Below are 25,936 nucleotides of genomic sequence, written 5' to 3'. Positions count from 1 at the left end.
GTTTTTTTACGTCTGCGGCGCTGCCGGCTTGCGGTGATGCTTGCTCAGATGCCGGTCCAGGCTGTTGGCGAACTGCTGCCGGTCCGACTGGCTGAAGGCGGCCGGGCCGCCCGTGTCCACGCCGCCGCTGCGCAATTCTTCCATGAAGGCGCGCATCGTCAGTTGCTGGGCGATATTATCTTTCGTATAAAACTCGCCGCGCGGATTGAGCGCAAAGCCGCCCTTGGCCAGCACGTCGGCGGCCAGCGGGATGTCGCCCGTGATGACCAGGTCGCCGGGATTGAGCAGCCGCACGATTTCCTGGTCGGCCACGTCCGCGCCCGACGGCACTTGCACGGTGCGGATGAAGCGCGACGGCGGCACGCGCAAGCCCTGGTTCGCCACCAGGGTGAGCGGCAACTCCAGCCGGTCGGCCACGCGGTACAGGATGTCCTTGATGACCACGGGACAGGCATCGGCATCGATCCAGATTTGCATACCCGGCATGCCAGGCCTTCCCTCGTCCGCCATCACAGTTCCCACGCTTCGCCGCCCGGGCCCATGCGCGGCGCGCTGACGCCGAAGTGCAGGTAGGCGGCAGGCGTGGCGACCCGGCCGCGCGGCGTGCGCTGCAAAAAGCCTTGCTGTATCAGATAAGGTTCCAGCACGTCTTCGATGGTATCGGCCGCTTCGCCGATGGCGGCGGCCAGGTTGCCGATGCCGACGGGGCCGCCGCCGAACTTGAACAGCACGGCTTCGAGCAATTTACGGTCCATCACGTCGAAGCCGGCGGAATCGACGTCGAGCATGGCCAGCGCGCGGTCGGCCACCACCTTGGTGATCTCGCCATTGCTCTTGACCTCGGCGAAATCGCGCACGCGGCGCAGCAGGCGGTTGGCGATGCGCGGCGTGCCGCGCGCGCGCTGGGCGATCTCATGCGCGCCTTCCGGGTCGATCGGGGCCTTCAGCAAGGCGGCGCTGCGCGTGACGATCTTCGTCAATTCGCCCGTGTTATAGAACTCGAGCCGGGCGACGATGCCGAAGCGGTCGCGCAGCGGATTGGTCAGCATGCCGGCGCGCGTGGTGGCGCCCACTAATGTAAACGGTTGCAGATCGAGTTTCACGGAACGGGCAGCCGGGCCTTCGCCGATCATGATATCGATTTGATAATCCTCAAGCGCCGGATACAAGATTTCTTCGACGACGGGCGACAGGCGGTGGATTTCATCGATGAACAGGACGTCGTTCGCTTCCAGGTTCGTCAAGATCGCCGCCAGGTCGCCCGGGCGCTCGAGCACGGGGCCGGAGGTCTGGCGCAAGTTCACCCCCATTTCGCGCGCGATGATGTGCGCCAGGGTCGTCTTGCCCAGGCCCGGCGGGCCGAACAGCAAGGTGTGATCGAGCGCTTCCTTGCGCTGGCGCGCGGCCGTGATGAAGATTTCCAGCTGGTCGCGGATCTTTTCCTGGCCCACGTACTCATCTAACTGCTTGGGCCGCAAGGCCCGTTCGATCGCCTCTTCGTTGTGCGAGATGGGCGCCGCGTCGATGATGCGCTGTTCCGTGAAGCTGTCGGTCTGGATGCTCATGCGTTATCAGCCTTTCGACAGCGCTTTCAGCGCCAGTTTGATGCCATCCGACACACCGCTGCCGGCCGGCACGTTCTTCACGGCGGCCAGCGCTTCCTTGTCCGAGTAGCCGAGCGCCACCAGCGCGTTGAGGATGTCCGATTGCGCATCGGGCGCCGCGTGCGCACCCAGCGGACCGAGATCCGCACCGATCTTGCCCTTCAATTCCAGCAACAGCCGTTCCGCCGTCTTCTTGCCGATGCCCGGCACTTTCACCAGGCGGCCGGAATCCTGCAAGGTGATCGCTTGCGCCAGGTCGGCGATCGTCATGCCGGACAGAATCGACAGGGCCATGCGCGCGCCCACGCCCGTGATCTTGATCAACTGGCGGAACACGGCGCGCTCGGCCGCATTGCCGAAGCCAAACAGCAGGTGCGCATCTTCGCGGATGGCCTGGTGCGTGAACAGCACGACTTTTTCGCCCACGTGGGGCAAGTTGTAAAAGGTGCTCATCGGCACGTCGACTTCATAGCCGACGCCCTGGCAATCGACCAGCAATTGTGGCGGATTTTTTTCAAGCAAAATACCGGAGAGACGGCCTATCATCGCGTGTTCCTAATGTTGTATGTATATATGAGGGCCATGCAGCTATCCCACCAACCGGCCGCGCTTCATGCGCAAGCCCTGCAACTGGGGCGCCAGCGCGCCGAGCATGGCCAGCGCATCGATGCTGTTGGCGTGGCAAATGGCCACGCCCAGCGCATCGGCCGCATCCGTGCCGGGTAAACCAGGCAAGGACAGCAGCCGGGACACCATGTCCTGCACCTGCTCCTTGGCTGCCTTGCCGTGGCCGGTGACGGCCTGTTTCACTTGCAGGGCCGTGTATTCGGCCACCGACAGGTCAGAATTGACGAGTGCGCAAATGGCCGCGCCGCGTGCCTGCCCCAGCAGCAGGGTCGATTGGGGGTTGACGTTGACAAACACTTTTTCGATGGCCGCGCAGTCGGGCCGGTAGGTGCCGACGATTTCGCTCACGCCCTGCAGGATGATCTTCAGGCGCGGCGGCAATTCACCCTCGGAGGCAGTCTTGACGGTCCCCGACGCGATATAGCGCAGCTTGTTGCCGTGTTTTTCAATGACCCCAAAGCCGGTCGTGCGCAGGCCAGGATCGATGCCAAGAATAATCATCGCCAGATTCTATAATGAATACGGCAGGCACCGGTGAATAACCGGTGCCTGCCGCTGAGTACTTTATCGAGAAGCCGTAGGTCGGATTAGCGGGGCCGAAGGCCGCGCGTAATCCGACAAGCGCAGCTGGCGACGCATGTCGGATTACGCGTACCGCTAATCCGACCTACTCTCTTCACTATATCAATGACGGAAGTGACGCGTTCCGGTATACAACATGACCACGCCGCGCTCGTCCGCCGCATCGATCACTTCCTGGTCGCGCATGGAGCCGCCCGGGTGGATCACGCAGGTCGCGCCCGCATCGACGACGACGTCGAGGCCGTCGCGGAAGGGGAAGAAGGCGTCCGACGCCACCACGGAACCGGTCAGCGACAGGCCCGCGTTCTGCGCCTTGATCGAGGCGATGCGGGCCGAATCGATGCGGCTCATCTGGCCGGCGCCCACGCCCAGGGTCATGTTATTGCCGCAGAAGACGATGGCGTTCGACTTGACGAATTTCGCCACTTTCCAGGCGAACATCAGGTCGGACAATTGCTGTGGCGTCGGCTGCAGCTTGCTGACCACGCGCAAGTCGCCGATGCCGACGTTTTTCGCGTCCGGCGATTGCACCAGCAAGCCGCCACCGACGCGCTTGAAGTCCATGGCGTTGACGCCCGAGCCCAGCGGAATTTCCAGCATGCGCACGTTTTGCTTGCTCGACAGAATCTGTTTCGCTTCGGCGGAGAACGATGGCGCGATCAGCACTTCCACGAACAGCTTGGCGATTTCGCCGGCGGTGGCGCCGTCGAGTTCGGTATTAAACGCGATGATGCCGCCGAATGCGGAAGTCGGGTCCGTCTGCAGCGCGCGCGCATACGCTTCGGCCGCATTCTTGCCCAGGGCTACGCCGCATGGGTTCGCATGCTTGACGATGACGCAGGCAGCGCTCTGTTCGAAGCCGCCCATGCTCTTCACGCATTCCCAGGCCGCATCGGCGTCGGCGATGTTGTTGTACGACAATTCCTTGCCTTGCAGCTGGCGGTAGTTGGCCAGCGCGCCATCGATGGTGACGAGGTCGCGGTAGAAGGCGGCGCTCTGGTGCGGATTCTCGCCGTAGCGCATGTCTTGCACTTTCTCAAATGCAACGTTCAAGATTTGCGGATAGGCGCCGCGCTCGGCGTGCACCTTCGTCGGGCCCAGGCTGGTCAGGTAGTTGGTGATGGCGCCGTCGTATTGCGCCGTGTGCGCAAAGACTTTTTTCGCCAGCATGAACTTGGTGTCATAGCTGACGTCGCCAGCCTTGCCGTCGGCCGAGCGCAACTCCGCCAGCACGGCGTCGTAGTCGGTCGGGTCGCAGATGACGACCACGTCCTTGTGATTCTTGGCTGCCGAGCGCAGCATGGTCGGGCCACCGATATCGATGTTTTCGATCGCGTCTTCCAGCGTGCAATCGGCCTTGGCCACCGTGCCCTGGAACGGGTACAGGTTGACGACCACCATGTCGATGGTCGGCATGTCGTGCTCGACCAGTTTCGACATGTGCTCAGGGAAATCGCGGCGCGCCAGGATACCGCCGTGCACTTTCGGGTGCAGGGTCTTCACGCGGCCATCGAGCATCTCCGGGAAACCCGTGTAATCGGCGACTTCCGTGACGGGAACACCGTTGTCTGCCAGCAATTTGGCGGTGCCGCCGGTGGACAGGAGGTTAACGCCGAGCGCGGACAGGGCGCGGGCGAAGTCGAGAACGCCGGTCTTGTCGGAAACGGAGAGGAGAGCTTGTTTGATCATGGCTGTGGCTAGGTGGTTAAGTGTTCTTGGCGAATGGCGCAGCGCTCAGCTATCGGGCCGGCCCGCTGCGGCGGATTCAAATCTTGGCGTCACTTGCATGCCGGCATTACAGCAAACCGTGCTCCTGCAATTTCTTGCGCAGGGTATTGCGGTTGATGCCCAGCATCTGCGCGGCGTGCGACTGGTTGCCATCGGCGCGTGTCATCACGACTTCCAGGATGGGCTTTTCCACGGTCAGCACGACCATGTCATAGATATTCGATGCTTGCTGTTCGCCCAGGTCATTGAAGTAATCTTCTAGACTTTTCTGTACGACTTCCTGAATGCTTTCTTTGCTCATTTGTATGCTTCAACCGGCTGAACACCTGGCCATCCGGTGCCGCGCCGCTCATGCGGTCCGCGTGCTGCCCTCTTGCCTCGGTGTTGTAATTAATATTGCATGACGCTCTGTATAGGCGCTCGCCCTTGTATTACTGGTAACTGATTTACCTGCTTGTTGCTATCTGCTCATGCTGCCGTGGCTATCGGGTTGATCACATCGATCAGGCCACTTTCACTGGATTCGGAGAGGCGGTATTGTAACCGTTCGCCAAATTTCCATTGCGACTCAAAAAATTGATCGACGGCCAGCAATTGCGCCTCCGTCGACTCCAGCAAGTTCATTTCCTGGCGGAACGCTTCGCCGCCCTCCAGATCCTTGACGTACCAGCCGATGTGCTTGCGCGCCGTGCGCACGCCGAGGAATTCGCCATAAAACGCGTAATGGGCGCGCAAATGCTCGTCCATCAGGGTGCGCACTTCATCCACGTACGGCGCCGGCAACAAGGTGCCGGTACGCAGGAAATGGTCGATCTCGCGGCAAATCCACGGCCGGCCCTGCGCCGCGCGGCCGATCATGACGGCATCGGCGCCCGTTTGATCGAGCACAAAGCGGGCTTTTTCCGGGCTGGTAATGTCGCCATTGGCCACCACGGGGATGCCCACCGATGCTTTCACGGCGGCAATGGTTTCATATTCGGCATCGCCCTTGTAGCCATCGGCGCGCGTGCGGCCGTGCAGGGTCAGCATCTGGATGCCGGCCTGCTCGGCGATGCGGGCGATGGTGAGAGCGTTCTTGTTGGAACGGTTCCAGCCCGTGCGAAATTTCAGGGTGACGGGCACGTCGACGGCCTTGACGACGGCGTGCAGGATCTTTTCGACCAGGCTTTCATCTTGCAGCAGGGCCGAACCGCACCAGCTGTTGCACACCTTTTTGACGGGGCAACCCATGTTGATGTCGATGATCTGCGCGCCCCGGTCCACGTTGAACTTGGCGCAGTCGGCCAGGTCTTGCGGATCGGCACCGGCGATCTGCACGGCTTTCGGCTCCATTTCGCCTGCATGGTCCGTGCGGCGCGAACTTTTTTCCGTCGCCCACAGGCGCGGATTCGACGCCGCCATCTCCGACACGGCATAACCGGCACCGAGCTGCTTGCACAACTGGCGGAAAGGCCGATCCGTCACACCGGCCATGGGGGCGACGAAAACGTTGTTGCGCAGAATGTGAGGGCCGATTTGCACTGAAGAACCTGGAATGGACGGAGGAACCTGCTATTTTAACCGATTCCCTGCCTATTTAATAAGCACTATTTTTTTGGCTCAGTGCGCCAGAGTGGCGCTGGCCAGCCCCTAGCCCAGCTCGTCCATCGCGGGCGCGCTCAAATGTTCGATATTGCCCCAGTGCACCAAATGCAGCTTGCCGTCCGCATAAGAAAAACGGTTCACGCTGGCATTCTTGACCTGGAAGTCGCGTGGGCTGTCGAGCGTCATGCCGACCGCCTCGCGGTAGGCGCACTCGAGCACGCCGCCGTGGGCCACGATGGCGATCGTCTGGCCCTCATACTGCGCGGCCCAGCGGGCGATGGCGCCATTCGCGCGCGCATAGAACTGGCGGAAGCTCTCCGCCTGGCGCTCGCCGGACGGCATGACGGCGTCGATCTGGCGCGATTGCCATTGCGCATACTCATGCGGATAGCGCGCGGCGATGTCCGCATACAGCAAGCCTTCGAAAGCGCCATAGCAGCGCTCGCGCAGCAAGGGGTCCGTCTGCACGGGTAAATCTTTCAATTGAGCAACGGCTTGCGCCGTCTGCTGCGCCCGTTGCAAGTCGCTGGCGATAATGGCGGCCAGCGGTTCGTCCGCCAGCGCCTGCCCCAGCGCGGCCGCTTGCGCCAGGCCTGCCTCGTTCAGGGCGATGTCGATATGGCCCTGCAGGCGGCGGCCCGCATTCCAGGCCGTTTCGCCATGGCGTATCAGTAAGATCGTGGTGCGCATGCGTTATTTCTTCAGAGTAAGTGCCAACTCGGGATTGAGCGAGTAGGCGACGACGAGCTGGGCTTCGTCGAGGATGTGGCCGTAGAGCGCGGCATGGGCTTGCTGCCCCGTGAAACGCTCGGGAAGCTCCAGGCGCGGCACGTCGAGCGCATACAGGCGGAAAATGTAATGGTGGATGCGCTCGTCGTTCCACGGCGGGCACGGGCCATCATAGCCGTAATAATCGCCGGCCATGGCGGCATCGCCGGCAAACCAGCCCGTGTAGTCGTTGAGGCCCTGGCGCAATTGCAGCGCATTGCCCGTGCCGGCCGCCTTGCCGCGCGGCGTGACGGCGCTGGAAAATTCCCCGGAGGCAATGGAGCGCAGGGCGGGCGGCACGTCGAGCAAGCTCCAGTGATAAAAATCGCCGCGCGGCGCCGCCAGCGGCAAGACCTGGCCTTCAACATTGACCAGGCTGCCGTCCTGCGGCGCATCGGGATCGATACAGAACAGGGCCAGCGACTCGGTGCCGTTCGGCACCTCGTCCCAGGCCAGATGGGGATTGCGGTTGCCGGCGAGGCGCACGCGGCTGGCCGGATCGATCTCGGCAAAGGCATGGTCGGCCGGCATCAGGCCGCCATCACGAAACGTCTCGCTCCACAATTTCATCGCTTGCTCCTCCTTATATTTTTTAGTTATTGCTTTGCGTTTACTTGTAGCCAGAAGGTGACGGGGCCATCGTTCGTCAGCGACACCTGCATGTCGGCGCCGAACTGCCCCGTCTGCACGGTCGCATGGCGGCCGCGCGCCTGCTCCACGAAATGCGTGAACAGGCGCAAGCCGTCCTGCGGCGCGGCCGCCGGCGTAAACGACGGGCGCGTGCCGGACTTGGTGTCGGCCGCCAGGGTGAACTGCGGCACCAGCAGCAAGCCGCCGGCCACGTCCGTCACGCTGCGGTTCATCTTGCCCGCCGCATCGGCAAACACGCGGTAGCCGAGCAGTTTGGCCAGCAGGGCGTCCGCTTCCTTTTCCGTATCGCCGCGCTCGGCGCACACGAGCACCATCAGGCCGGCGTCGATGGCGCCGACGGTGGCGCCGCCGACGTCGACCTTGGCCTGCTTGACGCGCTGCAGCAGCGCGATCATGCCGTCAAGGTGACGCGCGCGAAACTGCGCTTGCCAACTTGCAACACGAATTCGCCCGCCGCCACTTGCAGCGCCTTGTCGCTGATGACGGTGCCGTCGATGCGCACGCCGCCCTGGTCGATCTTGCGCATGGCTTCCGACGTCGATGGGCACAGGCCCGCCTGTTTCAGCAATTGCGGAATGCCCAGCGGGGCGCCGGCCAGGGTCACCGCCGGGATATCGTCGGGTATGCCGCCCTTCGAGCGGTTGACGAAGTCGGCCAGCGCATCTTCGGCCGCCTGCTGCGAATGGAAACGGGCGACGATCTCTTGCGCCAGCGCAACCTTTGCGTCGCGCGGATTGCGGCCTTCCTCGACTTCGCGCTTCAGCTGGGCCAGTTCGGCGATCGAGCGCCACGACAGCAGCTCATAGTAGCGCCACATCATGACGTCGGAAATGCTCATCAGCTTGGCGAACATGGTGTTGCCCGGCTCCGTGATGCCGATGTAGTTGTTCTTCGACTTGGACATTTTTTCCACGCCGTCCAAACCTTCCAGCAGCGGCATGGTCAAAATACACTGCTGCTCCTGTCCGTACTGCTTTTGCAGTTCGCGGCCCACCAGCAGGTTGAACTTCTGGTCCGTGCCGCCCAGTTCCAGGTCCGATTTCAGGGCCACCGAGTCGTAGCCCTGCATCAGCGGGTACAGGAATTCATGGACGGAAATCGGAATGCCGCCCTGGAAGCGCTTGGTGAAGTCGTCGCGCTCGATCATGCGCGCCACCGTGTAGTGGGAAGCGAGCTGGATGATGCCGCGCGCGCCCAGCGGATCGCACCACTCCGAGTTATAGCGGATTTCGGTCTTGCTGGCATCCAACACCAAAGATGCTTGCGCGAAATACGTCATCGCGTTAATCTCGATCTGTTCCTTCGTCAGCGGCGGACGCGTGACGTTGCGGCCCGAAGGGTCGCCGATCATGGAAGTGAAGTCACCGATCAGGAAAATGACTTGATGGCCGAGGTTTTGCAGCTGGCGCATCTTGTTCAGTACCACGGTATGACCCAGATGCAAGTCTGGTGCGGTAGGGTCCAGGCCCAGTTTGATGCGCAGCGGAACGCCCGTTTTCTCGGAGCGCGCCAATTTTTGCGCAAATTCGCTTTCGATCAAGAGTTCGTCGACGCCACGCTTGGTAATCGCGAGGGCTTCTTGTACTCTGTCCGACAGCACAAGCGCGGTCTGAGCTGCGTTAGCCTTTGTAGGCGATGCGGTGGTGTTGATTTCCATAAAATTTGACTGTATATCTCAAAATGGTAGTTGGTTTGCGGAGTTTGTTATAATGCTCGATCCCATCAATCTTGCCGTATGAGCGAACCAAAATAACAATAACAAAGAGCACTAGTTCAGGTCACGTTCAAGGGCAAATTTTAACTGATTGCATGAACCCTATACATAAAATCACAGGCTCACGCTTGTACACACAGCTGGCGACGACGCGCAAGGCACGCATTATCAGCGTGTCGGCGGTGTTGCTCGCCGTGGCCGCCTTCGGCGCCGTCGCGGTATCGCCCATGGCGCCCGACGCGTCCGACTTGCCGGTCAAGTCCATCGCCCAGAACCTGGAAATGCCTGACCTCGCTTCGCAAATTTCCGCGATGGAACAGGTAGACCAGAATTTCACCCACGAAGAAAAAGTCCGCGCCGGCGATACCCTCGCCACCCTGCTGACCCGTCTCGGCGTGGATGATGCGGCGGCCGCCAATTTCATCAAGACCGACAAGGTCGCGCGCGGCGTGATGTTGCTCAAGTCGGGCAAGCGCGTGCAAGCGCAAACGTCCGAAACTGGGGAACTGAACTGGATGCGCGCCACCCTTGTCGACGGCACCGACAAGTCGGTCAAGAACATCCTGATCACCCGCAAGGGCGACAAGTTCGTGGCCACGGAAGTGGCAGCCCAGCTGGAGCGCCGCGTCGAAATGCACGCGCGCAAGATCACCTCCACCCTGTTTGCCGCCACTGACTCCAGCCTGGACGGCACCCGCCTGCCAGACTCGATTTCCGCGCAAATCGTGGAAATGTTCTCGACCAATATCGACTTCCGTTCCGACCTGAAACGCGGCGACTCGTTTAATGTTGTCTACGAAACATTCTGGCAAGATGGCGAATTTGTCCGAGCGGGCCGCATCCTGGCCGGTGAATTCACCAACCGCGGCACGACTTACCAGTCCGTTTGGTTCGAAGACCCAGCCAGCAAGCAAGGCGGCGGTTACTACAGTTTCGACGGCAAGTCCCTCAAAAAAGCCTTCCTGAAATCCCCCCTCGAATTCTCCCGCATCTCGTCCGGCTTCTCCATGCGCGTGCATCCGATTTCCGGCAACTGGAAAGCGCATAAAGGCATCGATTTCGCCGCAGCGACGGGCACGCCTATCCGCGCTTCCGGTGACGGCGTGGTCGATTCCGTCGGCAGCCAGAACGGCTACGGCAATGTTGTTGTCCTGAAACACTGGGCCAACTACACCACCGCCTACGCACACATGAGCCGCTTCGCTTCGGGTCTGAAGAAAGGCCAGAAAGTCAGCCAGGGCGATGTGATCGGCTACGTCGGCACCACCGGCTGGTCGACGGGCGCCCACTTGCACTATGAATTCCGCGTCGGCGGCGTGGCACAAGATCCAAGCAAGCTGAACGTACAAGCCCAGGCGCCATTGACGGCTGCCGAGCTGAGCCGCTTCCGCATGGTCTCGGCCGACATGATGCACCGCTTCACCCTGCTGCGTCCGAACGACACGGCACTGGCTTCGCGCTAAGCAACACCGCCTTCGGGCAACACACACAGGCACCGCCCATGCAGATGGCCGGTGCCTTTGTTTTTTCCCGCGTGCGCACGGCACAAATGCGGCACAATGCCCCCATCACTTACGCATTCAAGGACAACCCCATGCTGTATATCGGTTTGATGTCTGGCACCAGCCTCGATGGCGTTGACGGCGCGCTGGTCGACTTTTCCGACGATGGGGGCACGCGCAGCCTGGGCGACGCCTACATTGCCTTTCCCGCCAGCCTGCGCGACGACCTGATGGCCTTGCAAAGTGCCGGCCAGAATGAAATCGAACGCGAGGCGCTGGCGGCCAATCAGCTCGTGCGCCATTACGCCGACTGCGTCGCCCGGCTATTGAGCGACGCCGGCATCGGCCCGGACGCCATCGCTGCCATCGGCGCGCATGGCCAGACCATCCGCCACCGCCCCGAACTGGGCTTTACGCGCCAGTTGAACAACCCGGCCCTGCTGGCGGAACTGACGGGTATCGACGTCATCGCCGACTTGCGCAGCCGCGACGTGGCGGCCGGCGGCCAGGGTGCGCCGCTGGTCCCCGCTTTTCACCAGGCCATTTTCAACGAGCCCGGCCACGCGCGCGTGCTGGCCAATATCGGCGGCATCAGCAATATCAGCGTGCTGCACGCGGATGGCACGGTGACGGGCTACGACACGGGCCCCGGCAATGCGCTGATGGATGGCTGGACCCTGCAGCACCTGGGCCAGCCCTACGATGCCAACGGCGCCTGGGCCGCCACGGGCAAAGTCTTGCCCGCCCTGCTGGCCGAACTGTTGAACGAACCGTATTTTGACTTGCCGGCGCCAAAAAGCACGGGCCGCGACCTGTTTCACGCCGACTGGCTGCAGGATAAGCTGAGCAACTATCCGCTGGCCGCACCTGCCGACGTGCAGGCCACCCTGACGCAACTGACGGCCGCCAGCCTGGCGCACGCCATCGCGCGCGACGGCGCGCAGGCGGAAACCGTGTATGTGTGCGGCGGCGGCGCGCAGAACGCCAGCCTGATGGCGGCGCTGGCCCGTGAATTGCCGGGCATGGCGGTGGCATCGACGGCAGCGTTGGGCGTGGCGCCCAGCCAGGTCGAAGCGCTGGCATTCGCCTGGCTGGCCTGGCGTTTTACGCAGCGCAAGCCGGGCAACTTGCCGGCCGTGACGGGAGCGGCCGGTTTACGCGTACTGGGTGCGCTGTATCCTCGCTAAGCGGGCGCAGAAACACAAATAGCGGATCGATGATCCGCTATTTTTATATTGCGCCTGTAAACCGGCGCGCCTGAAAAACGTTCAGGGCAAGGCGCATTGCCGAAGACAGTACGAATAGTACGGCGAGGCAATACAACGCCGCCATGGACGTTTTCTCAGCTGTGCCAGCTTAGACGGAGAAGGACGAACCGCAACCGCAGGTCGACGTCGCGGTAGGATTTTTAATTACGAACTGCGCGCCTTCCAGGTCATCCTTGTAGTCGATTTCCGCGCCGACCAGGTACTGGTAGCTCATGGAATCGATCAACAGCTGGACGCCGTTCTTGACCATGGTGGTGTCATCTTCGTTGACGATTTCGTCGAAGGTGAAACCGTACTGGAAGCCGGAACAGCCGCCACCCTGCACGAACACGCGCAATTTCAGGTCGGGATTGCCTTCCTCTTCGATCAGCTGCGCGACTTTTTCGGCGGCGCTATCGGTAAAGATGATAGGCGAAGGGATCACATCTTGCATTTCAGCGACTGCATTCATTTCAGACTCCTCAGAAAACATGGTCTCATTATAGACTGTTGGCACAACTCGCGCTCAGGGCGCCCTCGCCCTCGAGCACCACTGTTGTTCCTGCTCACATTTCCGACACGGCCAGATGCAGCACGGGATCGACACCCTCATGCCGGCTGAGCCGCCCCTGCACTTGCGCGCCGCTGTGCATTTCCAGCACCTTGTAATAGACCTCTCCTACAATGCGGGCTTTCGGCTGGATTTCAAGCATTTCGGACACATATACGGGACCGTTGATCTCGCCGCTGACGACCAGGCTCGAGCAGCGCACTTCGCCATCGATGCGGCCCGCCTCGCCCAGCACCACGTAGGTCGGCTGGCCCGGTTCGCCCGTGACATTGCCGCGCACCTGGCCATCGATGCGCAGGCCGCCGCAAAACAGCAAGTCGCCCTCGATCCGCGTGGAAGCGCCGATCAGGGTATCGATGGGGTTTTTCGCGTTGCGCTCGAACATGAACGTCATCCTGTTGGTGTACGTGGCAGTCCAATTTATCACAGGTCCGGCAGAAAGGCGCCGGACCCGCGCAAGCACAGTCGCCGATCGTTACGGCAGCAGGGCGATGTGTTGCAAACCGGCCGTTTCCTTCAAGCCAAACATCAAGTTCATGCACTGCACGGCCTGGCCGGAGGCGCCCTTGACCAGGTTATCCTGCACCACCAGCACGATGACGGTGTTGCCGCCTTCGGGACGGTGCAAGGCCAGGCGCAGCATGTTCGAGCCGCGCGTGGAGCGTGTTTCCGGGTGCGCGCCGAAGGGCATCACGTCGACGAAAGGCTCGTCCTTGTATTGCTCTTCGAACAAGGCCTGCAGTTCTTCATTGCTGACATCCTTGTTCAGCTGCGCGTACAGGGTCGAATGCATGCCGCGTATCATCGGCACCAGGTGCGGCGTGAAGGTCAGCGCCACTTTTTCGTCCGTGAAACGCTGCAATTGCGCCGTCGTTTCCGGCAGGTGACGGTGGCCGGCCACGCCGTAGGCCTTGAAGCTGTCGCTGCTTTCCGAGAACAGGATGCCGATCTCGGCCTTTCGCCCGGCGCCGGATACGCCCGACTTGCAGTCGGCGATCAAGCCGCCCGCATGCACCAGGCCCGCCTTGAGCAGCGGATAAAAACCCAGCTGCATGGTGGTCGGGTAGCAACCGGGGTTGGCGATCAGGCTGGCCTGCTTGATATCTTCGCGGTTCAGTTCCGGCAAGCCGTACACGGCCTGTTCGATCAGCTCGGGCGCCGTGTGGGGAATCTTGTACCACTGCTCGAACTTGGCCTGGTCTTTCAGGCGGAAATCGGCGGCCAGGTCGATGACTTTCACGCCGGCGGCCAGCAAGGCTGGCGCTTGCGCCATGGCAACACCGTGTGGCGTGGCAAAGAAGACCACGTCGCACTGTTCCAGGTTCGCCTTGTCCGGCGAGGAAAACGCCAGCTTGACGTGGCCGCGCAGGGAAGGATACATGTCGGCAACGGGCAAGCCATCTTCCTTGCGCGAGGTAATCGCCGTCAACTCGACATCTGGATGGGTAGCCAGCAAGCGCAGCAATTCCACGCCCGTGTATCCAGTGCCGCCGACGATGCCAACTTTGATCATGTTCTTTCCTTGTGTGTAGGGTACAGATGAAATAAGGGGAAGTGTACAGCCTGCCCCGCAGGGCAATGCGCGTATTTTACAGCGCAACGCCGAGTCACGCTGAAATGCAAAAAAGCCGCGGGACCGAAGTCCAGCGGCTTTTCGACCAGCACCTCGCAAGGTGCTGTAGCGTAAGAATTAACGCTTCGAGAATTGCTTTGCGCGACGTGCTTTGCGCAGACCAACTTTTTTACGCTCGACTTCACGTGCATCGCGGGTCACGAAGCCGGCTTTCGCCAGTTCCGGTTTCAGCGCTGCATCGTAGTCGATCAGAGCGCGGGTGATGCCGTGACGAACTGCACCAGCCTGGCCCGACTCACCGCCGCCATGGACGTTGACTTTGATGTCGAAACGCTCGACATTGCCGGTCAGTTCCAGAGGTTGACGGATGACCATCAGACCCGTTTCGCGCGAAAAGTATTCGTTTGCTGGTTTGCCGTTAACAACGATCAAGCCTGTGCCAACTTTGATAAAAACCCGAGCCACTGCACTTTTGCGACGGCCGGTTCCATAATTGTAATTACCGATCATGTCAGTTCCTTAGAGAACAAGTGCTTTAGGTTGCTGAGCAGCGTGCGGATGGGAACCTTCCGCGTACACTTTCAGCTTCTTGATCATTGCGTAGCCGAGTGGGCCTTTAGGCAGCATGCCCTTGACCGCTTTCTCAAGCGCACGACCTGGAAAACGCTGTTGCATTTTCTGGAAGTTGGTTTCGTAGATGCCGCCTGGATAGCCAGAGTGACGGTAGTAAATTTTCTCAGTAGCTTTGGTACCGGTCACACGCAGTTTGCCTGCGTTGATGACGACGATGAAGTCGCCGGTATCGACGTGAGGAGTAAATTCTGGTTTGTGTTTGCCGCGCAGTCGGAGTGCCACTTCGCTGGCAACACGTCCGAGGACTTTGTCCGTCGCGTCAACCACGAACCAATCGCGCTGGACTTCATGTCCTTTAGCGGAAAATGTTTTCATGTTGACTTCCTAATAGATTACACGCTCAAATGGTGGTTCCGACAATGCTGCTGTGCGGACTCTGCCTTATTTACTTTTCCTGAGCGAACGGAAAGCCGACAAGTATAAGCGGCTTTGCCCCGCCGCGTCAAGGTCAAACGCGGCCATGGCGCCGCCCTGCGGCCGGCACATGGATGGGCATTCCTCTATTACAATACAAAACGCTTACAATTTTCGGAGAGTACGATGGAATGCAAAGTCAGCTGGAATGGCCCGTCGGGCATGAGTTTTCGGGCAGAAACCGGTTCCGGCCACCTGGTGACCATGGATGGCGCGCCCGACGGCGGCGGCCACAACCTGGCACCACGCCCGATGGAAATGGTCTTGCTGGGCACGGGCGGCTGCACCGCCTATGACGTGGTGCTGATCCTGAAACGGGGCCGCGAAGCCGTCAGCGGCTGCGAAGTGACCTTGAAGGCCGAGCGCGCCGACACCGATCCGAAAGTGTTTACCAAGATCCACTTCCACTTCACCGTGCGGGGCAAGGCATTGAAACCGACGGCCGTGGAACGGGCCGTGACTTTGTCACACGACAAATATTGCTCGGCGTCCATCATGCTGGCGAAAACCGCCGAGATCACCCATTCCTTCGAAATCATCGAGGAATGAGATAGGTCGGATTAGCGCGTGAGCGCGTAATCCGACGACACCCGTAACGCCAACAATGTGTCGGATTACGCGCGGCATTGCCGCGCTAATCCGACCTACAAGTAATACGCCGTCTTGGTCATGACCTTGCCCATCAGGCCCATCAGCGCCTTCACGGGCGCCGGGGTGTCGATGGCGCCCAATCGCTGGGCGGCGGCGCCATGCTCGACTTCGTCGATGGCCATCTGCCTGACGATGGCGCGCGACTTCGCGTCCTGCGGCGGCAGTTCTTCCAGATGGCTGGCCAGGTGCGCTTCCACCTGGCGTTCCGTTTCCACCACAAAGCCCAGGCTGCGGCCGTCGCCCATGCGCGCGGCGATGGTGCCCAGCGCAAACGAACCGGCATACCACAGGGGATTGAGCAGGCTCAGACGCGAGCCCAGCTCCGTCAGGCGCTGCGCCGTCCAGGCCAGGTGGTCTTCCTCTTCGCGTCCCGCTTCGTCGAACTGGGCGCGGATGGCCGGGCTGTGCGCATAGCGCGCCTGCGAGTTGTACAGGGCCTGCGCGCACACTTCACCGACATGGTTGACGCGCATCAAACCGGCGCTGTGGCGCTGCTCGGCCGCGCTCAGTTCCGCGTCCGGCGCATGCGCGGCCGGCGTGGGGCGCGAGGCCGAGGCCACGCCCGCCATGACGCGCAAGGCCTTGTCGGCGCCAACAATCAAACGATCCAGGGGGTGAAAATGGCGGTTCGCGGTCATCGTGGCTATGCTCATGAGTAGGAAAACATGAATTATAGGACGATCAGGGCCAGCCGTCCCCACGTCGCGCGCAGGGCGAACAGGGCTTTATTGACTTGTGCGCGCTTTTTCCCGCTCGATCCAGTCCACCACGGGACCGACGGCGTCGAGGCCGGACAGGCTTTTCGCCACGCCCAGGTTCAGCGAGATCAGGAAAAAGATGCTGTCGACGGGAATGTCGGGGCAATGCTGGGCAAACGCCGCCAGGAAGCGCTCCGATTGCAATACACGCAATACCTTTTCGCCGCTCATGAACTGCAGCACGCTGGCAATGCTGTGGCCGCCACCTAGCGTATGGTAGATAAAACGGTTATACCGGGCATCGATCTGCTTGAAGTCGAGCTCCTCGTTGGTCATCAGTCCGGCCAGGTAATACAGGCCCAGGCTGACGCGGAAATAGCCGATGGCTTCCGCGCTGGTCATGCCCGCGCGCGCCACGGCCAGTACCTTGTCCTGCGTCGCCTGATCGATCGTTCTCTGCATGGATTCCTCTTGCGCCCGCCACTTGCGGGCCCGCTTGCCGCCTTCGCCGGCGGCCACTCAGGCCAGCTTGCATCAAGACGCTGCTTTTTTCAATAGACTAAACGATATTTCCATCTTGCAAGTTACATTTTTTGCATGCTACTCTAGTCCTCCCTGTCGAATGGAAGAACCGTATGATTGAGGTCAAGCACCTGGCAAAACGTTTCCGCATGCCGCCCCACAAGGGCAAGGCCGTGCACGTCAGCGATCCGCGCGAACACGACGGATGGTTCCATGCCGTGCGCGACGTCAGTTTCAGTTGCGCGCCAGGCGAAGTACTGGGCTTGCTCGGGCCTAACGGCGCCGGCAAGACTACCACCTTGCGCCTGTTATCGACCGCACTGCAGGCCGATGCGGGCCAGGCCCTGGTGAATGGCATCGATGTCCTGCAGCAACCGTTGGTGGCGCGCCAGAGCATCGGCTTCCTGTCCGGCTCGACGGGCTTGTACGGCCGCCTGACGGCGCGCGAGAACGTGGAGTATTTCGGGCGCCTGCATGGCATGCCCGCCGACAAGCTGAAACGCCGCTGCGACGAGCTGTTTTCCCTGCTGCAAATGGAAGAATACGGCGGCAAGCGGGCCGACCAGTTGTCGACCGGCATGAAACAGAAGTGTGCGATCGCCCGCACCGTCGTGCACGGGCCGCAAGTGGTCATCCTCGATGAACCGACCACGGGCCTGGACGTGATGTCGGCCAAGATCCTGCTCGATTTCATTGCCAGCTACAAGGCGCTGCGCGTGCCGCTGATCTTTTCCACCCACCATCTGCACGAGGTGGACAAGCTGTGCGACCGGGTCTGCATCATCAACCGCGGCACCACCGCCTTCAACGGCAGCGTCGACGAGCTGCGCCACCTGGGCGGCAGCCTGGACTTGTACGATGCCTTCGTCAGCGTCATCAACCGGGGAGCCTGAGCCATGTGGACCATCTACCTGAAAGAACTGCTGGAACTCACGCGCGACCGCAAGACGCTGATCTTCACCATCCTCATCCCCATCTTTGCCATGCCGCTGATCTTCGGCGGCTTCGCCTATGTCTCGAGCAATATGTTCAAGAATGCCAAGACGGCCGAGATGCGCTACGCGCTGTTCGGCAAGGAGCACTCGCCGGGCCTGAGCGCGCGCTTTGCGCAGCAGCACAACCTGCGCGAGGTGGCGCTGGGCAGCGAGGCGGAGATACGCCGCGCCATCGGCGACGACACCATCAAGTTCGCCGTGGTGATCCCGCCCCGCTTTGAACATAGCTTGCAGGAACAGCAACAGGCAAAAGTGGCCCTGCATTACAACAGCGCCAGCACCGTCGACGTAACCCAGCAAAGGGTGCGCGACATCGTCGAGGGCTATAACGCCAGCCTGCGCGAACACGCGCTGTCATCGTTGAAACTGAGCCCGGCCCAGCTGGCCTTTGCCCTCAATCCCATCGTGCTCGACAAGCATTCGACGGCCGACGAGCGCGAGCAGATGGGCGCCATCATCGGCGGCATGCTGCCCTATCTGCTGCTGATGGTGTGCCTGACGGCCGCCATGTATCCGGCCATCGACCTGGGCGCGGGAGAAAAGGAAAGGGGCACCCTGGAAACGCTGCTGCTGGCCCCCGTGCCGCGCAGCGCCATCGTGCTGGCCAAGTTCCTCGTGCTGTTTACCGTCGGCATGACCTCGGCCGTGCTGATGGTGGGCAGCATGGCGGCCCTGCTGCTGGCCTTTGGCAGCTCGCTGGAGGGCAACATGGCCGTCATGGTGCGCAGCATCGGCCTGCCCGACCTGGCCATGGTGACCCTGATGCTGGTGCCGACGGCGGCCATCTTCGCCTCGCTGCTGCTGTCGATCTCGATCTATGCGAAAAGCTACAAGGAAGCGGCCGGCCTGATCACGCCGCTGATGCTGTTCGTCATCCTGCCCACCGTGGCGGCCATGCTGCCCGGTGTCGAGCTGAACTGGATGTGGGCCATGGTGCCGCTGACGAATGTCTCGCTGGCCATGAAGGAGCTGGTCAAGGGCACCATGGATTACCGCATGTTCGGCGTGATCCTGGCCTCGACCACCGTCATCGCGGGCGCCCTGCTGATGCTGTGCCGCTGGTGGTTTAACCGGGAATCGGTATTGTTCCGCAACTGATCTTTACACGGCGCGCCGGCGGGGCAACCTGGCCCCCGGATGCGGCGCGCCGTCCACCCCGCGCAACTGCACTCTGGGCACGCGAAAACGCCGTGCATCGCATGCAACTGCCCAGTACGTCTTAAATTCAATACAATGCCACCATATGAAAGCCCTGGAGCACCGGGTTGCAACAGCATGAGCAAGGAGTTGTATGGAATTGCAGATTCGTAAATTGTCGAAGACTTACGCGAATGGCGTAGTGGCGCTGGACAATATTTCGCTGACGATACCGCCCGGGATGTTTGGCTTGCTGGGCCCGAATGGCGCCGGCAAGTCGACCTTGATGCGTACCCTGGCCACCCTGCAGGAATGCGATTCCGGCTCGGTCTTCTTCGGCGACTACGACGTGCTCGACGACAAGGACGAGGTACGCCGCATGCTGGGCTACCTGCCGCAAGACTTCGGCCTGTACCCGAAAGTGACGGCCTACGAACTGCTCGACCACTTCGCCACCCTGAAAGGCCTGTCGCAACGGGCGCGCCGGCGCGAAGTGGTCGATGGCCTGTTGCAGCAAACCAATCTGTTCGACGTGCGCCACCAGCGCCTGGGCAGCTTTTCCGGCGGCATGCGCCAGCGCTTCGGCATCGCGCAAGCCCTGCTGGGCGATCCGAAACTGATCATCGTCGATGAACCGACGGCCGGCCTCGACCCGCAGGAGCGCGTGCGCTTCCACAACCTGCTGTCGGACATCGGCGAAGACAAGACGGTGATCCTGTCGACCCACATCGTCTCCGACGTGGCCGACCTGTGCGCCAACATGGCCATCATCAATCGCGGCCATTTATTGCTGTGCGGCAAGACCCAGGAATTGATCGACGACGTCAGCTGCAAGATCTGGGCGCGCTTCGTCGACAAGAAGGAGCTGGCCAGCTTCCAGCAGCGCCACGCCGTCATTTCCACGCGCCTGCTGTCGGGCCGCACCCTGATCCACGTGTATAGCGACGACGACCCGGGCGACGGCTTCGAGGAAGCCATCGGCGACCTGGAAGACCTGTATTTCGCCACCATTGCCGGGCGCCACCGCGTCGCCCCGCTGTGCGACTGAGGGGGCGGCCATGTTTGCCATCGCCAGCTTTGAAGCGCGACAACGGCTCAAGCTGCTGTCCACCTGGGTATATTTCGCCATGTTCCTGGCGCTGGCCATGCTGTGGATGGCGGCCGCCGGCGGCGTCTTCAAGGAAGCGAGCATCAGCTTCGGCGGCAAGTTCCTGATCAACGCCCCCCGTTCGCTGGCCTTCACCTGCAGCCTGCTGGGCTGCTTCGGCGCTGTGGTGGTGGCGGCCATGATGGGCCGCTCGGTGCAGCAGGACTTCGAATACGGCATGCAGCATTTCTTCTTCAGCGCGCCGATCAAAAAATACCAGTACGTGTTCGGCCGCTTCCTCGGCGCCTACCTGGTCCTGGCCGTGGTGTTTTCCAGCATCGTGCTGGGCGCCTGGCTGGGCACCTGGCTGCCCGGCATCGACCCGGAAAGGCTGGGGCCGCAGCGCGCGCTGGCCTATCTGCTGCCCTATGTGTTTACCCTGCTGCCCAACCTGTTCATCTTCGGCGCCATCTTCTTCGTCATCGCCGCGCTGACGCGGCGCATGCTGCCCGTGTACATCAGCTCGGTAGTCATGCTGATCGGCTACCTGGTGGCGCCGTCGCTGGCGCGCGACCTCGATTTCAAGACGCTGGCCGCGCTGATCGACCCGTTCGGCACCACGGCGCTGATACGCCTGACGGAATACTGGCCGAATGCGGAGCGCAACACGCGCCTGGTCACGCTGGAAGGCGTGTACCTGCTCAATCGCGCCATCTGGTCCGGCTTCGCCCTCGTCGCCCTGCTGCTCGGCTACTGGCGCTTCCATTTCCATGCCGCCCCCGACAGCGGCGCCGCCAAGCGCCATGGCGAGGGCGAGGTGCCGCTGCGCCTGTCGAGCGCCTCGCTGGACACGCAGCAGGCGCCCGACTTCGCGCAGCGCAACCTGGCCGGCCTGCTCGTCAAGATGAGCTGGCTGAACCTGCGCGAAACCATCAAGAACATCTATTTTGTCGTCATCGTGCTGGCCGGCGTGCTGACCATGTATGCGGGCGCGCTCGACATGGGTTCCCTGTTCGGCACGAATACCTATCCCGTGACGGAAAAGGTGCTGGAGATGGTCAGCGCCTCGTTCACCCTGTTCATGCTGGTCATCACCACCTTCTATGCGGGCGAACTGGTGTGGCGCGAACGCGAAGGCAGCATCGCCCTGATGCTCGACGCCCTGCCCGTGCCGAACTGGCTGCCCCTGCTGTCGAAACTGTTTGCGCTGATCAGCCTGCAAGCGCTGCTGAGCCTGGTCATCATGCTGTGCGGCATGTCGATCCAAGTCTTCAAGGGCTATTACCGCCTCGATCCCGGCCTGTACTTCGAAGCGCTGTTCCTCACGCACCTGCCCGCCTATGCATTGACGGCGGTGCTGGCCATTTTCCTGCAAGTCGTGATCAACCAGAAGTACCTGGCCTACTTCGCCATGATCGTGTACTACCTGGCCAGCGTCAGCTTTGCCTCGCTGGGCCTGGGCGACCCGCTGCTGCTGTACGGCACCACGCCGGGCTTCGTGTATTCGGCCATGAACGGCGCCGGCCACTACCTGCTGCGCGAACGCTGGTACCTGCTGTACTGGAGCGGCGCGGCCGTGATGCTGACGGTGCTGTCGCTGCTGTTCTGGCCGCGCGGCGCGCAGGACAGCTGGCGCATCCGCCTGCGCCTGGCGCGCCACGGCCTGACGCAAGGCGTGCTGGCCAGCTTTGCCGGCGGCGCCTTGATCTTCGTCAGTAGCGGCGCCGTGCTGTTCTACGTCTTCCACGTGGCCAACGACTACAAGTCCGACTACGCGCGCGACGCGGACCGGGCCAGCTTCGAACGCCAGTACCGGAAGTTTGCCGCCACGCCGCAACCGAAGGTAACGGACGTGAAGCTCGACGTGGCCATCTACCCGGCCCAGCGCACGCTGGCCGTGAAGGGCCGTTACATGCTGCAAAACAAGACCAGCTTGCCCATCAGCCATATCCTGGTGCAGCAAGATCCCACCTCCAGCATGCGGCTGCGTTTTGACAGCCGCGTGCATCCCGGCCTCGACGACAAGCGCCTGGGCTTCTACAGCTACCGCCTGGCCACGCCGCTGGCGCCGGGCGCCACGCTGGGCCTCGATTTCGACATCGATTACGCGCCGCGCGGCGTCTTCGGCCTGGGCCAGGACACGCCCGTGGTGGCCAACGGCACCTTCTTCACGAATGCCGTGCTGCCGCATATCGGCTACCAGCGGCAACTGGAACTGCTGGACCCGCGCGACCGCAAGAAGCACGGCTTGCCGCCCCAGGAGCGCGCCTTGCCGCGCGACGATGCGCGGGGCCTGGCCGAAAATTACATCAGCAATGACGCCGACCGCATCAACTTCGACGCCACCGTCAGCACGGTCGACGGCCAGACGGCCATCGCCCCCGGCATGCTGGACAACGACTGGATCGCCAAGGGCCGCCACTATTTCCACTACACGATGGAACAGCCCATCCTGAATTTTTACGCGTTCCAGTCGGCCCGCTACGCCGTCCGGCACGAGCGCTGGCAAGACGTGGCCATCGACGTGTATTACCATCCTGGCCATGAATACAACCTGGACCGCTTCGTGCGCGGCAGCAAGGAAGCGCTCGAGTACTACACGAAGAACTTCGGCCCCTACCAGCACAAGATCGTGCGCATCGTCGAGTTCCCCCGCTATGCCATGTATGCGCAATCGTTCCCGAACACCATTCCGTTCTCGGAAGGGCTGGGCTTCATCGCCAAGGTCAACGACAGCAATCCCAAGGATCTGGACTACCCGTTCTATATCACCGCGCATGAAGTGGCGCACCAGTGGTGGGCGCACCAGCTGGTGGGCGGCAATACGCGCGGTGCCACCGTGCTCAGCGAAACATTGGCCGAGTATTCGGCGCTGATGGTGATGAAGAAAACCATGGGACCGGGCAAGATGCGGCGTTTCCTGCGGCATGAGCTGAACCAGTACCTGATGGGCCGCGGCGAAGAGCGCAAGAAGGAGTTGCCGCTGGCCGAGAATGAAAACCAGGACTACATCCATTACCAGAAAGGCAGCCTGGCCATGTACTTGCTGCAAGACATAGTGGGCGAGGACAAGGTCAACGGCGTATTGCGCAACCTGCTGCAGACCTACGGCCAGCAAGGCCCGCCGTATGCGAGCGTGACGGCGCTGGTCCAGGGCTTGCGCAAGGTGACGCCGCCCGAGCAGGCCTACCTGATCGACGACCTGTTCGAGAAGATCGTGCTGTTCGATAACCGCGCCCTGTCGGCGACGGCCAGGAAACGCCACGACGGCAAGTATGAGGTCACGGTGAACGTACAGGCTGGCAAGCTCAATGCGGGTGAACAGGGCGAGGAACAGGAAGTGCCGCTGCACGACCTGATCGACATTGGCGTCGATGACAAGGATGGCAATCCGCTGTTGCGCGAACGCAAACTCATGCGCTCGCGCCAGGGCAGCTACACGGTGCTGGTGACGGGACGGCCAGGCAAGGCCGGCATCGATCCCGACAACAAACTGATCGACCGCAAGCCCGACGACAATATGGTGACGGTCGAGATCGACGAGCGGTAGGCGAGGCTCGGCAGGAAAAGGGCCGCTTCCCGCAGGAACGGCCCTTTTTTCAAGGGCAAGGCCGGTCTCAGGCCGCGGCGGCGCGCGTGACGATGCTCAGGCTGACGCCCATTTCCGCCAGGATGTGCATGTCGGACAGGGGGAAATCCAGCGGCACGTCGAGCGACTCCTCGCCGCCGAGTTCCAGCTGCAGTTCGGCCACGATGCGCGGCATGGTAAAGCTCAGGCCGCGCGAACTGCATTCGGCCAGGTAGCTGCGTATGCGCGATGGCAAGACTTGCGACTTGGCCGCCTGCGCGATCATCACCTCGAAGCCGGAATCGAGATACACGCGCCCCGTCGCGCCCTTCGCCTCGCCCTTGCGCCACTGGCGCTCCGGATCGGTAGGCAAGACTTCGAGAATGGTGCGGAGCGTGGGGTCATCCCCATGGACCGACAATTTTGCCATATTCATATTGCAAGACTTTCTAGTCAGGACGCGGCCAGGAAGGCGGCGCAATCATCAGAGCGACAAGTCTACGCATGGAAGGCAAATATGTCCATACGGCAATATTTAATAGCAACTCATAATTTGTGCTATATCAACAACAGGCGGAACAAACTGGTTCCGCCTGCAACATGCGCTTACACGGTCACGCCGCGTGCCTGCAAGGCGGCGCGCACGCCGGCGCCATAGGCCGCATCGGCCCGGTCGAAGAGACCCAGCTGGCGCTGCAGGGTTTCCGCGCGCACCTGGCTCAACGGTCCTGCCAGGTTGTCGAACAGGTTTTGCTGCGCTTGGGGCGACATCAGGCGGAACAGATTGCCGGCCTGCGTGGTGTCGTCTTCCACGCCGCGCCCGTCGTAGCGGGCCGCGCCGCCAGCCAGCGCCAGCGCCCCCTCGCCATGGCCCAGCCCCTGCGGCTGCGTGCCTGCCGCCGCCACGTTCGCGTAGTTCCGCGCCGCGCCGCCGTTGTGGATCGCCATGCCGCCGTCGCGCTGCTGGTTATGGAAGGGGCAGCGGGCCGCATTCACGGGCAGATGCTGGTGGTTCGTGCCGACCCGGTACAGCTGGGCGTCGTGGTAGGCGAACAAGCGGCCTTGCAGCATCTTGTCCGGCGAGTACCCCATGCCGGGCACGGCGTTGGCCGGCGAAAACGCGGCCTGCTCGACTTCCGCATGGTAATTGTCCGGGTTGCGGTTCAGCTCGAAAATACCCACGGGCAACAGCGGGAAATCCCCATGCGGCCACACCTTGGTCAGGTCGAACGGATTCCAGCCCGTGCGCTGTTCCCAGGCATCGAGTTGCTCCTGCGTGGCCACCTGCAGCTTGACTTCCCACTGCGGGAAATCACCGCGTTCGATGGCGCCGAACAGGTCGCGCTGGGCGTAGTCGGGGTCGGCACCGGCCAGGCGGCCCGCTTCCGCCGCAGGCAGGTTCTTGATGCCCTGGCGCGTCTTGAAGTGCCATTTCACGTACACGCGCTGGCCGTCCGCATTGATCAGGCTATACGTGTGGCTGCCGAAGCCATCCATGTGGCGGTAGCCATCGGGCGTGCCGCGGTCCGAGAACAGCATGGTGACCTGGTGCAGGCTTTCCGGCGCATGGCTCCAGAAGTCGAACATCATCTCGGCCGATTTCAAATTGCTTTGCGGATCGCGCTTTTGCGTATGCACAAAATCGGGGAACTTGATCGGGTCCTTGATGAAGAACATCGGCGTGTTGTTGCCGACCAGGTCCCAGTTGCCCTCTTCCGTATAGAAACGCACGGCGAAGCCGCGCGGGTCGCGTTCCGTGTCGGCACTGCCGCGCTCGCCGCCTACCGTGGAAAAACGCGCGAAGGTGGGCGTCTGCTTGCCCACTTCAGCAAACAATTTGGCCTTGGTGTAGCGGGAAATGTCGTGCGTGACGGTAAAGGTGCCGTAGGCGCCCGAGCCTTTGGCGTGCACCACGCGCTCGGGAATGCGCTCGCGGTTGAAATGCTGGAGTTTTTCGATCAGGTGGAAGTCTTGCAGCAGCAGCGGGCCGCGGGGGCCGGCGCTGATGGAATTCTGGTTGTCGGCGACGGGGATGCCCGAGGCGGTACTCAATGGTGGCTGTTGACTCATGGCTGCTGTT

Annotated in this window: 27 protein-coding genes; 7 read left to right on the top strand and 20 right to left on the bottom strand. The window is 61.9% G+C overall.

The annotated features are described in order from the left end of the window. Positions 1-6: 6 nt before the first annotated feature. The 11 genes from AC3RCJ_RS05355 to tyrS all read right to left on the bottom strand — a co-directional run bounded on the left by AC3RCJ_RS05355 (position 7) and on the right by tyrS (position 9,201). Positions 7-477 carry a YaiI/YqxD family protein gene (locus AC3RCJ_RS05355; protein ID WP_492959968.1) on the bottom strand — a complete coding sequence of 157 codons (471 nt, stop codon included), beginning with the start codon at positions 475-477 and terminating at the stop codon, positions 7-9. Positions 478-509: 32 nt separating this feature from the next. Further along, positions 510-1,565: a Holliday junction branch migration DNA helicase RuvB gene (ruvB, locus tag AC3RCJ_RS05350; protein WP_034749202.1), complete on the bottom strand. Its 1,056-nt coding sequence runs from the start codon at positions 1,563-1,565 to the stop codon at positions 510-512. A 6-nt stretch (positions 1,566-1,571) separates the two neighbouring features. Further along, the gene (ruvA, locus tag AC3RCJ_RS05345; RefSeq protein WP_034784779.1) at positions 1,572-2,150 is read right to left on the bottom strand and encodes a Holliday junction branch migration protein RuvA; all 579 of its coding nucleotides are present in this window, start codon (positions 2,148-2,150) and stop codon (positions 1,572-1,574) included. A 42-nt stretch (positions 2,151-2,192) separates the two neighbouring features. Continuing rightward, positions 2,193-2,732, bottom strand: coding sequence for a crossover junction endodeoxyribonuclease RuvC (gene ruvC / locus AC3RCJ_RS05340; RefSeq protein ID WP_492959824.1), 540 nt, complete (start codon positions 2,730-2,732; stop codon positions 2,193-2,195). A 183-nt stretch (positions 2,733-2,915) separates the two neighbouring features. After that, positions 2,916-4,502, bottom strand: coding sequence for a bifunctional phosphoribosylaminoimidazolecarboxamide formyltransferase/IMP cyclohydrolase (purH, locus tag AC3RCJ_RS05335; protein ID WP_492959826.1), 1,587 nt, complete (start codon positions 4,500-4,502; stop codon positions 2,916-2,918). 106 nt (positions 4,503-4,608) lie between these two features. Further along, positions 4,609-4,842 carry a helix-turn-helix domain-containing protein gene (locus AC3RCJ_RS05330; protein WP_008445162.1) on the bottom strand — a complete coding sequence of 78 codons (234 nt, stop codon included), beginning with the start codon at positions 4,840-4,842 and terminating at the stop codon, positions 4,609-4,611. Between the two features lie 167 nt (positions 4,843-5,009). After that, complete coding sequence (gene dusB / locus AC3RCJ_RS05325; RefSeq protein WP_492959828.1) at positions 5,010-6,062, bottom strand: tRNA dihydrouridine synthase DusB; 1,053 nt, start codon at positions 6,060-6,062, stop codon at positions 5,010-5,012. A 108-nt stretch (positions 6,063-6,170) separates the two neighbouring features. After that, entirely contained in the window at positions 6,171-6,815 is a 645-nt protein-coding gene (locus AC3RCJ_RS05320) for a histidine phosphatase family protein (RefSeq protein ID WP_492959830.1), read from the bottom strand. 3 nt (positions 6,816-6,818) lie between these two features. Further along, a complete protein-coding gene (locus tag AC3RCJ_RS05315) occupies positions 6,819-7,463 on the bottom strand; it encodes a YbhB/YbcL family Raf kinase inhibitor-like protein (protein ID WP_492959832.1) in 645 nt (214 codons plus the stop codon). A gap of 26 nt (positions 7,464-7,489) precedes the next feature. After that, positions 7,490-7,939 carry a D-aminoacyl-tRNA deacylase gene (gene dtd / locus AC3RCJ_RS05310; RefSeq protein ID WP_492959834.1) on the bottom strand — a complete coding sequence of 150 codons (450 nt, stop codon included), beginning with the start codon at positions 7,937-7,939 and terminating at the stop codon, positions 7,490-7,492. Further along, positions 7,936-9,201: a tyrosine--tRNA ligase gene (gene tyrS, locus AC3RCJ_RS05305; protein ID WP_092803795.1), complete on the bottom strand. Its 1,266-nt coding sequence runs from the start codon at positions 9,199-9,201 to the stop codon at positions 7,936-7,938. The genes dtd and tyrS overlap by 4 nt, the downstream gene beginning before the upstream one ends. Positions 9,202-9,353: 152 nt before the next feature. Between tyrS and AC3RCJ_RS05300 the strand changes: the two genes are divergently transcribed. Both AC3RCJ_RS05300 and AC3RCJ_RS05295 read left to right on the top strand, forming a co-directional pair. Next, positions 9,354-10,721, top strand: coding sequence for a M23 family metallopeptidase (locus AC3RCJ_RS05300; protein WP_492959837.1), 1,368 nt, complete (start codon positions 9,354-9,356; stop codon positions 10,719-10,721). A gap of 131 nt (positions 10,722-10,852) precedes the next feature. After that, positions 10,853-11,947: an anhydro-N-acetylmuramic acid kinase gene (locus AC3RCJ_RS05295; RefSeq protein ID WP_492959970.1), complete on the top strand. Its 1,095-nt coding sequence runs from the start codon at positions 10,853-10,855 to the stop codon at positions 11,945-11,947. A 169-nt stretch (positions 11,948-12,116) separates the two neighbouring features. On the opposite strand, the gene erpA is transcribed toward AC3RCJ_RS05295, so the two are convergent. The 5 genes from erpA to rplM all read right to left on the bottom strand — a co-directional run bounded on the left by erpA (position 12,117) and on the right by rplM (position 15,099). After that, entirely contained in the window at positions 12,117-12,479 is a 363-nt protein-coding gene (gene erpA, locus AC3RCJ_RS05290; RefSeq protein WP_029496047.1) for an iron-sulfur cluster insertion protein ErpA, read from the bottom strand. A 94-nt stretch (positions 12,480-12,573) separates the two neighbouring features. Further along, positions 12,574-12,963: a bactofilin family protein gene (locus AC3RCJ_RS05285; protein ID WP_492959839.1), complete on the bottom strand. Its 390-nt coding sequence runs from the start codon at positions 12,961-12,963 to the stop codon at positions 12,574-12,576. Between the two features lie 90 nt (positions 12,964-13,053). Next, positions 13,054-14,091 carry an N-acetyl-gamma-glutamyl-phosphate reductase gene (argC, locus tag AC3RCJ_RS05280; RefSeq protein WP_492959841.1) on the bottom strand — a complete coding sequence of 346 codons (1,038 nt, stop codon included), beginning with the start codon at positions 14,089-14,091 and terminating at the stop codon, positions 13,054-13,056. A gap of 177 nt (positions 14,092-14,268) precedes the next feature. Next, entirely contained in the window at positions 14,269-14,661 is a 393-nt protein-coding gene (gene rpsI, locus AC3RCJ_RS05275; RefSeq protein WP_010393285.1) for a 30S ribosomal protein S9, read from the bottom strand. A gap of 9 nt (positions 14,662-14,670) precedes the next feature. Further along, entirely contained in the window at positions 14,671-15,099 is a 429-nt protein-coding gene (rplM, locus tag AC3RCJ_RS05270) for a 50S ribosomal protein L13 (protein ID WP_010393282.1), read from the bottom strand. A 225-nt stretch (positions 15,100-15,324) separates the two neighbouring features. Between rplM and AC3RCJ_RS05265 the strand changes: the two genes are divergently transcribed. Next, positions 15,325-15,747 carry an OsmC family protein gene (locus tag AC3RCJ_RS05265; protein WP_071079492.1) on the top strand — a complete coding sequence of 141 codons (423 nt, stop codon included), beginning with the start codon at positions 15,325-15,327 and terminating at the stop codon, positions 15,745-15,747. A 95-nt stretch (positions 15,748-15,842) separates the two neighbouring features. Here AC3RCJ_RS05265 and coq7 read toward each other — a convergent pair whose 3' ends face one another. Then, the gene (gene coq7, locus AC3RCJ_RS05260; RefSeq protein WP_492959844.1) at positions 15,843-16,487 is read right to left on the bottom strand and encodes a 2-polyprenyl-3-methyl-6-methoxy-1,4-benzoquinone monooxygenase; all 645 of its coding nucleotides are present in this window, start codon (positions 16,485-16,487) and stop codon (positions 15,843-15,845) included. 87 nt (positions 16,488-16,574) lie between these two features. Next, a complete protein-coding gene (locus AC3RCJ_RS05255) occupies positions 16,575-17,009 on the bottom strand; it encodes a hypothetical protein (RefSeq protein WP_492959846.1) in 435 nt (144 codons plus the stop codon). A 173-nt stretch (positions 17,010-17,182) separates the two neighbouring features. Between AC3RCJ_RS05255 and AC3RCJ_RS05250 the strand changes: the two genes are divergently transcribed. From AC3RCJ_RS05250 to AC3RCJ_RS05235, 4 genes are all read left to right on the top strand, one after another. After that, positions 17,183-17,962 (top strand): ATP-binding cassette domain-containing protein, encoded by a 780-nt coding sequence (locus AC3RCJ_RS05250; protein ID WP_492959848.1) that lies wholly within the window; start codon positions 17,183-17,185, stop codon positions 17,960-17,962. A 3-nt stretch (positions 17,963-17,965) separates the two neighbouring features. Next, positions 17,966-19,162 (top strand): ABC transporter permease, encoded by a 1,197-nt coding sequence (locus tag AC3RCJ_RS05245; RefSeq protein WP_492959850.1) that lies wholly within the window; start codon positions 17,966-17,968, stop codon positions 19,160-19,162. Positions 19,163-19,355: 193 nt separating this feature from the next. Beyond that, positions 19,356-20,249 carry an ABC transporter ATP-binding protein gene (locus tag AC3RCJ_RS05240; RefSeq protein ID WP_492959852.1) on the top strand — a complete coding sequence of 298 codons (894 nt, stop codon included), beginning with the start codon at positions 19,356-19,358 and terminating at the stop codon, positions 20,247-20,249. 10 nt (positions 20,250-20,259) lie between these two features. Next, on the top strand, positions 20,260-23,838 hold the full coding sequence (locus AC3RCJ_RS05235; RefSeq protein ID WP_492959854.1) for an ABC transporter permease/M1 family aminopeptidase: 3,579 nt from the start codon (positions 20,260-20,262) through the stop codon (positions 23,836-23,838). 67 nt (positions 23,839-23,905) lie between these two features. On the opposite strand, the gene AC3RCJ_RS05230 is transcribed toward AC3RCJ_RS05235, so the two are convergent. Together AC3RCJ_RS05230 and AC3RCJ_RS05225 are read right to left on the bottom strand one after the other, a co-directional pair. Further along, positions 23,906-24,286, bottom strand: a complete 381-nt coding sequence (locus AC3RCJ_RS05230) for a hypothetical protein (RefSeq protein ID WP_492959856.1) — start codon at positions 24,284-24,286, stop codon at positions 23,906-23,908. Positions 24,287-24,462: 176 nt separating this feature from the next. Then, the gene (locus AC3RCJ_RS05225) at positions 24,463-25,926 is read right to left on the bottom strand and encodes a catalase (protein ID WP_492959858.1); all 1,464 of its coding nucleotides are present in this window, start codon (positions 25,924-25,926) and stop codon (positions 24,463-24,465) included. Between the last annotated feature and the right edge of the window lie 10 nt (positions 25,927-25,936).

The organism is Janthinobacterium sp. GW822-FHT07H11, from assembly GCF_058798615.1.
The sequence above is the reverse complement of the archived record's forward strand: the minus strand, read 5'-3'. Positions and strand labels throughout refer to the sequence as shown.